This window comes from Alteromonas macleodii ATCC 27126, from assembly GCF_000172635.2.
GTDB lineage: Bacteria > Pseudomonadota > Gammaproteobacteria > Enterobacterales > Alteromonadaceae > Alteromonas > Alteromonas macleodii.
In genome coordinates this window covers 813,183-828,317 of sequence record NC_018632.1, presented here as the reverse complement: position 1 = coordinate 828,317, position 15,135 = coordinate 813,183, and the positions used below count along the sequence as shown (strand labels likewise).

At 44.5% G+C, this 15,135-nt stretch carries 13 protein-coding genes; 4 read left to right on the top strand and 9 right to left on the bottom strand.

What is annotated here, in order from left to right:
• Nucleotides 1-50 precede the first annotated feature (50 nt).
• The 4 genes from MASE_RS03580 to MASE_RS03570 all read right to left on the bottom strand — a co-directional run bounded on the left by MASE_RS03580 (nucleotide 51) and on the right by MASE_RS03570 (nucleotide 3,957).
• Complete coding sequence (locus tag MASE_RS03580) at nucleotides 51-1,136, bottom strand: efflux RND transporter periplasmic adaptor subunit (protein ID WP_014948392.1); 1,086 nt, start codon at nucleotides 1,134-1,136, stop codon at nucleotides 51-53.
• Nucleotides 1,137-1,331: 195 nt separating this feature from the next.
• A complete protein-coding gene (locus MASE_RS19865) occupies nucleotides 1,332-1,646 on the bottom strand; it encodes a hypothetical protein (protein WP_230633693.1) in 315 nt (104 codons plus the stop codon).
• A gap of 213 nt (nucleotides 1,647-1,859) precedes the next feature.
• Entirely contained in the window at nucleotides 1,860-3,284 is a 1,425-nt protein-coding gene (locus MASE_RS03575; RefSeq protein WP_014948390.1) for a sensor histidine kinase, read from the bottom strand.
• Nucleotides 3,268-3,957, bottom strand: coding sequence for a response regulator transcription factor (locus MASE_RS03570; protein ID WP_014948389.1), 690 nt, complete (start codon nucleotides 3,955-3,957; stop codon nucleotides 3,268-3,270). The genes MASE_RS03575 and MASE_RS03570 overlap by 17 nt, the downstream gene beginning before the upstream one ends.
• A 293-nt stretch (nucleotides 3,958-4,250) precedes the next feature.
• Here MASE_RS03570 and MASE_RS03565 point away from each other — a divergent pair, with 293 nt between their 5' ends.
• Together MASE_RS03565 and MASE_RS03560 are read left to right on the top strand one after the other, a co-directional pair.
• Entirely contained in the window at nucleotides 4,251-5,858 is a 1,608-nt protein-coding gene (locus MASE_RS03565; protein WP_014948388.1) for a phosphoethanolamine transferase, read from the top strand.
• Complete coding sequence (locus tag MASE_RS03560) at nucleotides 5,846-6,265, top strand: diacylglycerol kinase (protein WP_014948387.1); 420 nt, start codon at nucleotides 5,846-5,848, stop codon at nucleotides 6,263-6,265. Before MASE_RS03565 ends, MASE_RS03560 begins: the two co-directional genes overlap by 13 nt.
• Before the next feature lie 156 nt (nucleotides 6,266-6,421).
• Here the strand turns inward: MASE_RS03560 and MASE_RS03555 are convergent, their stop codons facing one another.
• The 4 genes from MASE_RS03555 to tkt all read right to left on the bottom strand — a co-directional run bounded on the left by MASE_RS03555 (nucleotide 6,422) and on the right by tkt (nucleotide 11,954).
• Nucleotides 6,422-7,321, bottom strand: coding sequence for a fructose bisphosphate aldolase (locus tag MASE_RS03555; protein ID WP_014948386.1), 900 nt, complete (start codon nucleotides 7,319-7,321; stop codon nucleotides 6,422-6,424).
• Between the two features lie 321 nt (nucleotides 7,322-7,642).
• Nucleotides 7,643-8,818, bottom strand: coding sequence for a phosphoglycerate kinase (locus tag MASE_RS03550; protein ID WP_014948385.1), 1,176 nt, complete (start codon nucleotides 8,816-8,818; stop codon nucleotides 7,643-7,645).
• A 115-nt stretch (nucleotides 8,819-8,933) separates the two neighbouring features.
• Nucleotides 8,934-9,944: an erythrose-4-phosphate dehydrogenase gene (gene epd, locus MASE_RS03545; protein ID WP_014948384.1), complete on the bottom strand. Its 1,011-nt coding sequence runs from the start codon at nucleotides 9,942-9,944 to the stop codon at nucleotides 8,934-8,936.
• Nucleotides 9,945-9,962: 18 nt separating this feature from the next.
• A complete protein-coding gene (gene tkt, locus MASE_RS03540; RefSeq protein WP_014948383.1) occupies nucleotides 9,963-11,954 on the bottom strand; it encodes a transketolase in 1,992 nt (663 codons plus the stop codon).
• Between the two features lie 427 nt (nucleotides 11,955-12,381).
• On the opposite strand from tkt, the gene metK reads away from it, so the two are divergent.
• Together metK and MASE_RS03530 are read left to right on the top strand one after the other, a co-directional pair.
• Nucleotides 12,382-13,527 carry a methionine adenosyltransferase gene (gene metK, locus MASE_RS03535; RefSeq protein ID WP_014948382.1) on the top strand — a complete coding sequence of 382 codons (1,146 nt, stop codon included), beginning with the start codon at nucleotides 12,382-12,384 and terminating at the stop codon, nucleotides 13,525-13,527.
• A gap of 239 nt (nucleotides 13,528-13,766) precedes the next feature.
• A complete protein-coding gene (locus tag MASE_RS03530; RefSeq protein ID WP_014948381.1) occupies nucleotides 13,767-14,237 on the top strand; it encodes a hypothetical protein in 471 nt (156 codons plus the stop codon).
• Nucleotides 14,238-14,325: 88 nt separating this feature from the next.
• Here MASE_RS03530 and MASE_RS03525 read toward each other — a convergent pair whose 3' ends face one another.
• Nucleotides 14,326-14,823 carry a 3'-5' exonuclease gene (locus tag MASE_RS03525; protein WP_014948380.1) on the bottom strand — a complete coding sequence of 166 codons (498 nt, stop codon included), beginning with the start codon at nucleotides 14,821-14,823 and terminating at the stop codon, nucleotides 14,326-14,328.
• Between the last annotated feature and the right edge of the window lie 312 nt (nucleotides 14,824-15,135).

The following is a 15,135-nucleotide window of genomic DNA, read 5'->3' as shown; positions in this document are numbered from 1 at the left end:
ATGATGGCCATCACTGGACGTTTAATAAAAACTCCAAACATAGCGCCCCCTTATTCTGCGTGCAATGACAGTTCAGCTAATGTGTCGCTGGCTGAAATAAGTTCAGGCTCTATCTCATCGCCGTTCGAAACTCTTCGCAGTCCTTCAATCAAAATAGTGTCGTCCGGCGCTAGTCCGTCTGAAACCAGATAGATGTTAGGGAGTTCTGCAGCGATGTTAATGTGGCGGGTTGCTAACTTGTTCTCGCTATCCAGCACATATACAAAGCTTTGATCGAGAATTTCGAATGTGGCTTTCTGAGGAATAACTAAAGCATCCGGATAGGCAATATCCACCATGACATTACCGGTTTGCCCATGTCTTAGCAGTTGGTCTGGGTTAGGGAAAGACGCACGCATTTCAATGGTACCGGTATGATTATCAAAATCAGCTTCAATGGCATCTATCACGCCTTGATGCGCGTAAATACTGCCATCGGCAAGCTTTAATCGCACTGACGTTTGATCATTTGATGCGCTGTTCTGCGCGTACTTTAAATACTCTGATTCAGGCACATTGAAATACACCCACATTGTGCTGATATCAGACAATGTGGTGAGCAGTTCGCCCTCATCAAGCAAACTTCCCGTTCGAGCTTCCAGTCGGTCCATTTTGCCTGTGAACGGCGCTTTGATATCTGTGAATGCTAAGTGAGTCTTTGCCAGTTCAACTTCAGCCTGAGCTTTTTGAAGCTGTGCTTCTATGACGGCAAGTTCGTTAGGAGAAACAATGTTTTGTTCAACAAGCGACTTTGTATTTTTGTACTCCATCTCGACCGCTTTAGCCTCGGCTTCAGCGCGGTGTAGTTCAGCTTCATATACGTTCGGCATTATTTTGAACATGGGCTGACCACGTTCTACCGTTTGTCCCTCATCAACAAAGGTCGATTGAAGATAGCCTTTTTCCATAGCTCTAACTTCAATATGTTGAATGGCACGTATCTGACTGACGTACTCTTTTACCAGCGTTGTGTCTTGTACGATAGGATGAGTAACGTTGAATTGAAGTTTTTCGTGATGCGCAGCATGTTCTTCATGTCCACAACCACCTAAAAGTGCGGAAACAATGCTTACTGCAAGAAGTGCTTTTTTGCTCATAATGTAAATTCGTAATAAAAAGGCTAATCGTGACATGCCTTATAAAAAGACAGCATGCCACTAGCGCGCTTTCAGCAAATAGGTTCACCGCTGATAATTAAGCACGCAAAAACATCCAGCAAAGCGCTGGTGCGTTGTTAGGAATATCGAATTAACGTGTTTTTTAGGTAGCCAATAACCGCTAAACCTAAAAAACTAAGCAATAGGCGGCGCTCGGGTTAACGGCGTTGCGTAGTTAAGGGATGTTTTGAAAAGCCCACGCGGACGTGGTTTTGCGGTATCCGTGAAGGAGTCCGTAATGTAATCCAGCACAACATTTTGTGGCGGGACGGGCTCTTCCGGCGCACTTTCCTCTGTATCAAACTCGAAGGAATATTCGGAAATAGAAGCATCAAAATGATGCTTGAACGTGATCGGCTTGTAATCCTGTTTAAGTCCAGATAAGCAAGTAAACAACAACGCAATTAATGCGTATATGGTGTACTGCTTCATGTACTGATGATTATTCACCGATGATTATTCCAGAAATTCAATTATATAAGGAAAATTGCGGCGTTATGCTACACAGGCGATTACGCTTTTACAAGAAACATTCTTGCTAGTAAACGCAGGCAATAAACGGTTGCACGTATTTGTCACAAACAAACTCAGAATTCCTGAGTGAGGCAGTGTACGTCATATTTTTTTACTGCAAGCAATAGCGCATTTTAACAGCACGCGTTTTTAAGAGGCCTTTTTGAAAGTCACAGAAAAAGAGATGTGGTTGTGGTCCAACTTATCTACCGTCACGGCTGCCCCAATTGCTCCGCACAATGCACTTACTATTGATAGCCCTAGGCCAAAGTTGTCTTCTGACGTACGTGATGCATCCTTTTGCCACAAGGGTTCAAACATATGTCTCAAATCACTTTCATCAATTTCAGTGTGTGTTGTATTTGTCACTTCTATTTGGGCCTGCCCTGATGGTGTTTTACCTATATACACGCTAATCGGCTCACAATGCTTTCCATGCTCGATAGCGTTGTCTAACAAGTTGCTAAATATAGACTCTACCGCAATTCGGTTAGAGTGAATAACCACGTCGCTCCTTTCTTTCGCAACCACATTAATATTATCTACCGCTTTGCTTGCAACAACTTGGGCGACGAGCTCTTCAATATTAATAAGGTCGTTTAATTGAGTCTGCTTGGCACTGTGCTTTTGGATTAACATCAAACCGGAAATGATGTTTTTCATTCGCATACCAATGCGAAGAATCTGCGGTTTAAAATCTTTTTCGAGTCGCTCCTCTCCTGGAAACTTCATGGCAACTTCCGCCAGATTGATAAGTTCGGAAACCGGCGTTTTAAGTTCGTGAGCAATGTCAGAGGTAAGTCTTTTCTCTCTAAGGTATAGTGCGTAGTTATCGTTTATAAAATGGTTCAAGCTGCTGACGATTGGTTCTAGTTCTGAAACGTTTGTAGAGAATGCTTCGTGCTTGTCTGTGGCAGTAAACCTTAGAGTTCTTATATTGTTGTTCAATGCATCAAGTGGTGCCAAGGCGTAAGACACCGTGTTGCGCACGACGAACCTTACCATTAACGGAATTACAATAAGCGCCACTAAAAACGCGATATCGATAAACCAAAGAGTGAAATTCAACAGCTCAGTGGAGGTTGCATATGCGATAACCATGGGGTCGCGCTGCACTTCGCCTCTGACGCTATAGAATGCTTCGCGGTCTTCAGAGTCAATTTGAGGCACGTATTTGGTGTGAATAATACGCCCAGAGCGACCGTCTGGCAGCGTTATGTCGTTAATCACCGCCTCGTTTAAACTTAAGTTTTCAAACGGCAGCTCGTCGACAGTGTACAGTGCAAGGGATTCCGACTTTTCGAAAATCTGCCCTTTGTACCACAATTGAAAGTATTCTGGAGAAGAGGCACCCTCGAACTCAGGGAAATACTCGCCGGCGAACTCAAACTCAACGCCGTCTAAATCTTCATTAACTAAGCTTTGAAGCATGCCAACTTTGGCTTTTAAACCTTGGTTAAACTCTCTTTGGACCCAGGTATCAACTCCGATATCTGCAGCGAGTAAAACGACAATCACCAGCAAAGAAATAGTGATAGAAAGGCGCCGCGTTAAGGTTTTACGTATTGACTTCATCGCCTTCCACCACTACGTAGCCAAATCCTCGCTTACTTTTGATGGGGAGTGTAGCGCCACATGCCCTTACTTTTTTTCGCGCTGAAGAGAGGTGCGCTTCAATTGCATTTTTTGAGATATAGTCATAACTACCGGAAATAAATTCACTTAATTTTTCTGATGTGACGACCTTGCCTTTGTTTAGGAACATGCACTCTACTATGCGATATTCATTCGGCGTTAAACTAATCGCCTGCTCTCCAAATAAAAAAGACTTGGCCTGAATATCCAATATCAATCCATTAATAGTAATTTGATCGTTAATACAGTTTGTTACGCCCCGTCTCATCAAACTGAGAAGTCGCGCTGACAACTCTTCAAATGAAAAAGGCTTAGATAGATAATCATCAGCGCCTGCTAACAAGCCTTCAACTTTCTCTTCAGGTTCGGCACGTGCAGACAAAATGAGCACCTTGGTCTCTACCCGTCTTTTTCTTAGCGTTTTCAAGATAGCCATCCCGTCGAGTTCTGGCAGCATGCGGTCTAATACAATAATGTCGTAGCTACCAAGAAGCGCCATACTCAAACCATCGGGCCCTGTGGCAGCTAAATCAACTGAATGGCCAAGTTTTTCTAGACCTAAGCTCAGGCTATTTCTCAAAGACAATGAATCTTCTATAAGGAGTATTCTCATGTTTCATTGGTCGATTTTTATTCCTCGCTAAGGTTATGATCTCAATCTTAAGATAAACTGAAGGCGAGAATAATATTGAATTAATTAACGATAGAAAGTGACGGCCTAGGAAGCTTTTTGTACAACTTCACGCCGTTTCTCTATGTATAACAAGTGGTTGCAATGGGAAACCATCTGGAATTGTTGGTTCTATATAAAAATTCCCATTAACGCTAATCCCAAAGTTTTGCTTAAGCTTTATTTAAGTTTTGAAAGTTATCTTGTGCTGCAAGTAGTACACAAGAGAACTGACTTTGAAATTTCCACGTTCGTTAAATTTAAACCCTTCATTAGCCAATTTTGTTTTTATAGCATCAGTCTTAATAACGCTGGTTTTCAACTACCCTTTTATTTCAAATGTCTATCACGCTGTGTCGCCAACTTCAGTAGGCCAGTGGATATTTTTTCTGTCCGTTCCATTGTTGCTTACCTTTTTCAATATCATCGCCCTTAGCCTATTAGGCGCCATTCTTTTGCCAAGATTGACCGTGGCAGTGACGCTGTTAGTCAGTTCACTTCTTTTATACGGTACGGTCGCTTACGGCGTGATATTTGATAAGAGTATGATTCAAAATGTGATGGAGACCAATTCTGGTGAAGCATTTGCCTATCTAAACTCAACGCTTTTACTCTTTTTCTTCTTGTTAGGATTGGTGCCCGTTGTTGCCGTCTTTAATCAGGAAATTAACGGAAAATTAGTTGCTAGAGTTAAGCACTTACTTAAGCTCAACGTATTAGCAGTGGTTGGAATAATCGTTATCGCTGCTGGCCTTTATAAAGACTATGCTGCGGTGGGTAGAAATAACAAAGATTTGGCCAAGTATATTATCCCTTATGCATTTTACGATTCTGGCTACAAATATCTCAGAGATACCTACTTTTATCCACCACTTCCTTACAAGGTACTGGACAAGACACCTTCTATAATAAATAGAAATAACGCTTTGCCTTCTACGACTGTACTGGTTGTTGGAGAAACAGCAAGGGCAGACAAATTTGCCAGTAATGGCTATAGCAGAAACACTACGCCCTTTATGAACGACATAGGCGCGGTAAGTTTCAACGACGTGACCTCATGCGGGACCGCTACTGCGGTGTCAGTACCCTGTATGTTTTCTCGACTTTCAAGGCAAAGCTATGATGTTCGCATTGCGGAAAGTCAGGATAATGTGCTTGATATCATACATCGGGCTGGCGCTGACGTGACATGGATAGACAATAATAGTAGCTGCAAGGGGGTGTGCAAAAGAGTTGAAACTATTGCATTTGACCCATCCCGAGACTCTAGTTTATGTGACGGTGATTTTTGCTACGATGTTTTACTCAACGAGCTTTTGAAGGACGTTTTGTCATCACCTGCGACAACTAACAGGGTTATTGTTCTTCATATGATAGGCTCTCACGGCCCTACCTACTATCGAAGATACCCCGCTGAATTTGCCAAATTCTCTCCCGACTGTCCTAGAAGTGATATTCAAAACTGTGATTCGCAGGCGCTTATCAACACGTATGACAATACCATTGCGTACACTGACTATGTACTTGGAGAGATTGTTAATACATTAAAAAATGTGCCAAACGCTTCCATGCTATACCTGTCTGATCACGGTGAATCTTTGGGTGAAAAAGGACTCTACCTGCATGGATTCCCTTATCAAATTGCACCGCAAGAACAAACTCACATTCCTATGCTTTTTTGGGCGTCGAAGTTTGAAGATTCAGGCTACCGAAATTGTATTAAAAACCTGGCCAACCACCCTTACTCTCAAGACAACTTGTTTGACACGTTACTTGGTTTATCAAGTGTAAAGAGTATTACTTACCAACCTACTATGGATATCTTTAAACAATGCGAAGCCTAAATGAATCAAACCCCGTGGTTAGTACCACCTCGCACTTCGACCCAAGTAACAAACCAAAAGGCCTGCGTCGAGTATTTAAGGCTCTAAAGAATTCACTTCGAGCGTTTAGCTGGCTTACTAAGAACGAAGCTGCATTTAAACAAGAACTCAGTCTAGCCGCTGTGGCATTCGTGGTTCTTGCTTTTTGGTCAATTCCTTTTCTTGAACGTGCAATTTTAATGTCTTCCATTTTTTTCATTTTATTTGCGGAAATCATCAATACGGCAATTGAAGTCACCATCGACAGAATAGGTACAGAGTTTCATGCCCTATCAGGGTTAGCAAAAGACTTGGCATCAGCAGGCGTTTTTCTATCCATCGTTATTGCCTGTGTGTTGTGGGCGGGCGTATTTTATAGCCACATATAAAAGTATTAGTAAAGACCTTAAATCCCCAGAGGCATCCATTTAGCAAGGTTGTAAAGATGAGCTTATTAAGTTGAAGGTGTCACAATACTTCAAAAGAACTCGTAACGAAAAAGAGCGCCATTAGGCGCTCTTTAGAAGTGCTGACAAAAGGGAAGATTACGCCTTAGAGGCTTGGTAAATATCTTCAATCGCTTTATCTAGCGTTGCCTCGAATTCTTCTTGAGACTGCTTTGCAGAAACGCCTTCAGTCAATGCGCGAGAGAAGCTCGCAATCATACCTTGGTTTTCTGCCAGTTTCGCATTTGCTTCTTCACGGCTATAGCCGCCAGATAGCGCCACTACTTTAAGTACACGAGGGTGATCGACAAGCTCTTTGTAGAAATTAGCTTCTGTTGGAAGCGTTAGCTTGAGCATAACTTCCTGGCCTTCGTTTAGAAGGTTTAGCTGCGTTAGGATCTCTAATTTAAGAAGAGCTTCAGCTTCCGCTTTTTGTGGGCTGTGGATGTCTACTTCTGGCTCGATAATCGGAACAAGGCCTGCGGCTAAGATTTGTTTACCCACTTCAAATTGCTGAGCAACAACATCTTTAATACCTTGGTGATTCGCAAGCTTAACAACACTTCGCATCTTAGTGCCAAACACGTCTTGCGCTACCGCTTTAGCTAGCAGTGCATCAAGACCAGGCATTGGCTTCATTACTTGAACGCCATTGCTTTCTTCAGCTAGTCCTTTATCTACCTTTAAGAAAGGAATAACACGCTTTTTCTGCCACAGGTAGTGTGCAGAAGACATGCCTTCAATTTCTCTATCAAGGGTGTTTTCAAACAAGATTGCGCCAAGAACGCGCTCGCCGCTAAAAGGGGTGCTGGTGATAATGCGTGTACGCATTTCGTGAACAAGATTAAACATCTCTTCGTCTGAGCTGTACTCTGACTCTTCGATGCCATATAAGCGCAACGCTTTAGGGGTACTACCGCCGCTTTGATCTAACGCTGCAATAAAACCGGTTTGCGTCTTCAGTTTATCCAGCATTGCCTGCTGAGCTTGTGATGCCATTGCAACACTCCTTTTGTATATTACTGCCTTAATAGACAGGTGTAGGGTTTATTGTTATACCAATTCTATTAAAGATCTGTTTGTCTCAGACACGGCACGCCGACACCTTAAGTAAACACATCTGTAATAAGATTGGTATTTATATCTGCGTACTTCACTGTTTCGCAGATGTAATCGTTTCCGATTAAATGGTCACGCTCAAAATGCTGTTACTGAGCGTGACACATAGTGGGGCAACATTTGTACTAGGCCTTAGCTTTTAGGAGCTTCTATGAACTCTCTAGCGCTATAAAACGCTGCTTTAATGTGCAGCGTTGAGGCTTATTTATTTTTTTCTTCTAGTACTGCTACCGCTGGTAGTGTTTTTCCTTCCAAGAATTCTAGGAACGCGCCACCACCTGTTGAAATATAAGAGACCTTATCGGCAATCCCGTATTTATCAACTGCTGCTAGTGTATCACCACCACCTGCGATTGAGAATGCGTCGCTTGCCGCAATCGCTTCAGACAGCGCTTTTGTTCCAGCACTGAACTGTTCAAATTCAAATACGCCTACAGGGCCATTCCATACAATGGTTCCCGCGTTCTTGATAATGTCCTCTAACGCCTTTGAAGAGTCTGGACCAATATCAAAAATCATATCGTCGTCGGCAACGTCACTGACTACTTTTAGCGTCGCTTCGGTATTCTCATCAAACGCTTTGCCCACGACCACATCTGTAGGTACTGGAATATTACCGCCATTCGCCTGTGCTTCATTCATAAGCTGCGTGGCTTGCTCGGTAAGGTCCATCTCTACTAGTGACTTACCTACATTATGGCCTTGAGCAGCAATGAAAGTGTTGGCAATACCGCCACCAACAATCAGCTGGTCAACTTTTTCAGCAAGTGTTTTGAGTACCGTTAACTTGGTAGATACTTTAGAGCCCCCCACAATAGCAACCATTGGACGCTTAGGGTTGTCTAGCGCTTTGCCAAGTGCGTCTAATTCTGCAGCAAGTAATGGGCCAGCACAGGCTTTTGGTGCAAATTTAGCAACGCCATGAGTAGACGCTTGTGCGCGGTGAGCAGTACCGAACGCATCCATAACAAAGATATCGCAAAGTGCTGCGTACTGTTTTGCTAACGTTTCGTCGTCCTTCTTTTCGCCGTTATTAAAACGTACGTTTTCAAGGATAACCAGTTCGCCTTCGCTAAGCTCAACACCATCTAGGTAATCTTTTACAAGCTTAACCGGTACGTCTAGGGCGTCATTAAGATAATCAACAACAGGTTGAAGAGAGAATTCGTCTGCAGGCTCGCCTTCAGTAGGACGACCAAGGTGAGACATCACCATAACTGCCGCACCTGCGTCTAGGGCTGCTTTAATCGTAGGGATTGATGCTTTGATACGCGCATCAGAAGTTACTTTGCCGTCTTTTACCGGCACGTTTAAATCTTGTCTAATTAATACGCGCTGACCTTTTAGGGCCATATCGCTCATGCTTGGAATTGCCATCGTCTTTCCTATGTTAATTTAAATTCAGTAGAGCGTGTTTGAAGGTAAGACACGCTCAAATTAACTGTGAAAGCTGCGCGGGCTGGTGCTACCAACCCTTGGCAGCATCAATGCTTTATTTTGCGTCGAACATCACTTTTGCGGTATCGAGCATACGGTTTGCAAAACCCCATTCGTTGTCACACCACACCAGTGTTTTAACCAGTTGTTTGTGACTGACTCTTGTTTGTGTGCCATCTACAATACACGAGTGAGGGTCGTGATTGAAATCTACCGACACCAAAGGCTCTTCGGTGTAGTCCAAAATACCCTGTAAACGCCCCGCTTTTGCATTGCGAAGGGCTTGGTTCACTTGCTCAATCGTTACCTTAGATTGAAGCGTTACACTTAAATCCATGGCAGTAACATTGATAGTTGGCACTCGAACCGCAATGGCTTCGAATTTTCCCGCAAACTTAGGCAGAATGCGCTCTATACCGGCAGCAAGTCGGGTATCAACGGGAATAATCGACTGACTTGCAGCACGGGTTCTGCGCAAATCTTCGTGATAGGCGTCGATAACTTGCTGGTCGTGCATAGACGCGTGAATGGTTGTGATCGTACCACTTTCAACACCGAACGCAGCGTCTAGCGCTTGGATAACAGGAACAATGCAGTTTGTGGTGCAAGAGCCATTGGAGACTAATTTTTGTTCACTGGTCAACGTGTCTTCATTGGTTCCGAAAATGACCGTATTGTCTAAATCTGGTGACCCGGGTGACGAGAAAAGCACTTTGCCAGCGCCGGCATCTAAATGTGCTTGCCCCGATGCTCTGTCATCAAACTTGCCCGTACACTCAAGCACAATATCAACGCCCAAGTCTTTCCAGGGTAGGTCTTTAATATCGCTTATCGCGAGCAGTGTAATATCGTCGCCTGCGACATTTAGCGTGTTATTTTCTAAGGCCACATCAAAACGGAACCGCCCGTGGGCGGTATCGTATTTAAGTAAATGTGCTATGCCTTCGGGTTTAGCAATGTCGTTAATGGCCACCACGTTAAATTCGTTGTTGCGCCCACTTTCATACAGCGCGCGCAACACGTTACGACCAATACGACCAAACCCATTTATGGCAATATTTACCATAGGCTTATCTATTACCTCTTACAGAGACAGTGCAGCCTCTACTACAGCGTCAGTGGTAATGTTGAAGTGATTAAACAGGTCGCCAGCAGGTGCAGATTCACCAAAGGTGTCCATGCCTACGATAGCGCCATTAAAGCCAACGTACTTGTACCAGCTGTCTTTAGACAAGGCTTCAACCGCTACGCGTTTAACTACGCTAGAAGGCAGTACGCTTTCACGGTAATCAGCAGACTGACGGTCGAATACGTCAGTTGATGGCATAGACACTACGCGAACGGCTTTGCCTTGCTCGGTTAGTTTCGCTGCGGCTTCAACGGCTAGCTGAACCTCAGAACCGGTACCGATAAGAATAAGCTCTGGCGTACCTTCACAGTCTTTAAGTACGTAACCGCCTTTGGCAATGTTAGCCACTTGGTCAGCCGTTCGCTCTTGCTGCGCTAAGCCTTGACGTGTGAAGATCAGCGTTGTTGGGCCGTCAGTGCGCTCAATAGCAGACTTCCACGACACAGCAGACTCAACCTGATCACAAGGACGCCAGTTATCAAGGTTAGGCGTTGCTCGTAGCGCTACCACCTGCTCTACTGGCTGGTGAGTTGGGCCGTCTTCACCTAGACCAATTGAATCGTGGGTGTAAACGAAAATTGCAGGCTGCTTCATTAGCGCTGCCATACGTACCGCGTTGCGTGCATATTCCATAAACATTAGGAAGGTTGCACCGTATGCCTTAAAGCCACCGTGAAGGGCAATACCATTCATCATGGCAGACATACCAAATTCACGTACACCGTAATAAATGTAGTTACCTGACGCATCGTTCGCTTCAACGCCTTTGCTGCCTTCCCAAATAGTAAGGTTAGAACCTGCAAGGTCAGCAGAGCCGCCTAATAGTTCAGGAAGTAGCGGACCAAACGCATTCAGTGCATTTTGTGACGCTTTACGTGACGCGATATTTTGTGGGTTAGCTTGAAGTTCAGCAATGATAGCGTCTGCTTTGTCGCTGAAATCTGCTGGCAGTTCGCCATTTACACGGCGTTTGAATTCTGCTGCAAGCTCTGGGTAGGCGGCTTCGTATGCTGCGAAAGCGTCATTCCACGCGCTTTCCGCTTTTGAGCCTTTCTCTTTTCCATCCCAACCCGCGTAAATATCGTCAGGAATTTCGAACGCGCCATGGCTCCAGCCAAGCTTCTCGCGAGTAGCGACAATTTCATCTTCACCTAGTGGTGCACCGTGACAAGACTCGGTACCTTCTTTATTAGGCGAACCGAAACCAATGGTGGTTTTACAACAAATAAGCGTAGGCTGCGCAGTATTCGCCTGTGCCTTTTCAATGGCGGCTTTCACTTGCTCTGCATCGTGACCGTCAACGCCATCGATCACTTCCCAACCGTAGCTCTTAAAGCGTGCAGGTGTATCGTCGGTGAACCAACCTTCCACTTCACCATCAATTGAAATGCCGTTGTCATCCCAAAACGCGATAAGCTTACCAAGGCCTAGTGTACCGGCTAATGAACATGTCTCGTGTGAGATACCTTCCATTAAGCAGCCGTCGCCTAGGAATGCGTAGGTGTGGTGGTCAACAATAGTGTGACCATCTTTGTTGAATTGTGCCGCTAGCACTTTCTCGGCAAGCGCCATACCCACAGCATTACTGATACCTTGGCCTAATGGGCCAGTAGTCGTTTCAACACCTGGCGCATAACCGTACTCTGGGTGACCTGGCGTCTTTGAATGCAATTGGCGGAAGTTCTTTAACTCTTCAATTGGCAGTTCGTAGCCTGAAAGGTGAAGAAGAGAGTACAACAGCATCGAGCCGTGACCATTTGAAAGCACAAAGCGATCGCGGTTAGCCCAAGATGGGTTTGCAGGGTTGTGTGATAAGAAATCACCCCATAGTACCTGTGCGATATCAGCCATCCCCATTGGGGCACCTGGGTGACCAGATTTAGCTTGTTGAACGGCATCCATGCTTAATGCACGGATTGCATTGGCGAGTTCACGACGAGAGGGCATGTTGTCTCCTGATTTATTTTGTATCTTTTGTTTCGTATCTTAGCGGGCTAGGCAAGCTAGACGAGCGTAGAGGTAAGGCGTTCGCTCTACTTCTTTATACGAATGAATGTGGCGTTATTCTTACCTATGCCACCTTTCAGTTCAATGGGTTTTCATTGCCAATAGCGAAAGTCATAGTAAAAAATGGTCCATACCCTGACCATCACGTATTCCCATTACAGCAAAAACAGTTATATCTGACGCCTAGTTTTACAAATACATCATTAACTTCGACAATTACGACCTGAATAACCCTATAAGTGATCGGGTTGTGTCAACTATTCGTAACGAAGAGACTTTTAGACGTCTAGAAGTAAAGACTGGTATTTATAACTTGTTTTAGTACAATATACGACTATTTTGATAATTTAACGCTTACGGAGCATTTATGGCCACGCATTTATTCACATCCGAGTCAGTGTCTGAAGGACATCCGGACAAAATTGCTGATCAGATCTCAGATGCGGTTCTTGACGCTATTTTAGAACAAGATCCTCGCGCTCGGGTGGCCTGCGAAACGTATGTAAAAACCGGTATGGTTTTAGTGGGTGGTGAAGTAACTACCTCTGCATGGGTAGATATTGAAGAGCTTACCCGAAAAACAGTTAAAGAAATTGGCTACACGCACTCAGATATGGGCTTCGACGCTGATTCATGTGCGGTATTAAATGCTATTGGCAAACAGTCACCTGACATCAATCAAGGTGTTGATCGCGCAAGCCTTGAAGAACAAGGTGCGGGTGACCAAGGTCTAATGTTTGGCTACGCTAGCGACGAAACTGACGTACTAATGCCTGCGCCAATCACGTACTCTCACCGCCTTGTTCAAAAACAAGCCGAAGTGCGTAAATCTGGTAAGCTAGACTGGTTACGCCCAGATGCGAAAAGCCAAATTACTTTCAAATATGAAAACGACAAGCCTGTTGGCATCGACGCGGTTGTGCTTTCAACCCAGCACTGCGATTCAGTAAGCACTGAAACAGTTCGCGAAGCGGTAATGGAAGAAATTATTAAGCCAGTGCTGCCTAGTGAATGGATTGATGGAAATACACGCTTTCACATTAACCCAACGGGACGATTCGTTATCGGTGGTCCAATGGGCGACTGTGGCTTAACAGGTCGTAAAATCATTGTTGATACTTACGGTGGTATGGCCCGTCACGGTGGTGGCGCGTTCTCTGGTAAAGATCCATCAAAAGTAGACCGCAGTGCAGCATACGCGGGTCGTTACGTTGCTAAGAACATTGTTGCAGCAGGACTTGCTAAGCGTTGCGAAATCCAAGTGTCTTATGCAATCGGTGTGGCAGAGCCAACGTCTATCAGCATCGATACCTTCGGTACAGGTGTGGTAGATGAGAAAACATTAGTGGCACTGGTCCGTGAACATTTCGACCTACGCCCGTATGGACTTATTCAAATGCTAGACCTTGAGCGCCCTATTTATCGCCCAACGGCTGCGTACGGTCACTTTGGTCGTGACGAATTCCCATGGGAAGCAACAGATAAAGCAGAAGCGTTAAAAGCATCGATTTAATTCGATAACCAAATAACGCTTTTAAATACGCCGCTCAGTTTTTATAACGCTTTGCAAAAAAGTGTTGGTATAAACTAGCGGCGTTTTTATTTGGCTCGCAAAATCAACGAAACAAATAAAAAACAGCAAAGAATATTTTCATCATCTATTTTTTGCAGCTATGCTTAAATAACGAACACACTATCGCTTGTAGTTTCTGGTTGTTTACAAGCCATGATAACAACAACTTGGGCTCTTCCATGAATGTGGTTACTGGAATTCTTCTGGCACTTACTTTGGCTGCGTCTATGGCGGCTTCCCCCGTGCTCGCGGAAATAAATGCTCCCCACTACAGTCCTATCCAATTCAAAAGCAAAAAAATAGCGCGGTGGCAGCTAAATAGTATGTACCGCATTCAATCTACAACCGAAACTTATCTATACGACAACAGTTATACCTACCCAGCGGGGTCACAAGGTATGTTTAGCGCCAGCCGGCGGTTTAACACTTGGGTTCCGCAAAAGGTCTATGCAACGTACAAAACCAACAATACCGCCTTTCAGCATTACGCAGAGTGGCTTTATTTACCTCATGATGTAGGTACTTTTACTCGGTTGGGCTGGCTGCTTGGCAAAAGCGAGGGTTTAAACATGGCGGTAGAACTTGAACATAGGCAAGTTGGGGAAGAAGAGAATATGGCTCTCTCATTGGGCGTCAATTACTTGTTTTAAGTCATCCTTGTTTTAGGTCACCGCTACATTGCATTCACAGTGCGCTTTTAGTATTACACCCCATCATAAAGACGAAACGTAGTTGCCGTTATGCCAATGATAAGGTTTTTGCGTAAGTCTGTTGAATTACCATCGCGTCGGAACTCGCTCTATGACGCTTAACATCAAGTTGGCTCGCAAGGCGGCTTTTCACCTCATGCCATTGATTCATTTGTGCTTCAGACAAAATATATTCCAATGCTCTACACGTGAAAGACATTTCTACCTGCGCTGCGGCGTAGAGCTTAATTAGCCACGGGTTATCAACGACCCAACCGTCACTGTAAACAACCGTATTGCCAAGGAAGTTATTTAACTCAACACAGACTTTTCGAGGCTCTTCTCCTCGAGTTTGCAGCATCTGCTGCGTTATGCCGTGCAGTGACTCCGCTTTTCGATCCCAGTGAACCCACGAGTCAAAAGGCCGAAGTAGCTTACACCACTTTGCACCATCATAGCGCACGATACCTATCTCAATAGGGTAACTCGCTGCGCCAAATCCACTTGCTTCAATGTCTATTATTGTTGGCAGGGTATTCTTTCGCACTCACGCTCCAAACCGCTGTTTATCCTTGCTTGCAACATACGCAAACCATTTTTATCAGGCGGTTTTACTGCTACCTCGTCACCAGAGGAACAACTAAACAACGTCGAGCACTGTTTAGCAAATGTACAACCACTCTTCTCGAAATATAAGCTAATAGTAGAATCGTGCCACAATTAATGCGCACTCGTTTAGTACACCAACCCGTCGCCAGCGCTCAAAAATCTCGTAAAAGCTCTCAAAAAAGCATCAAACTTATACTAAAGGATAAGACGTTTACGCTAAAAGACTGAGCACATTGCTATACACTTTTAA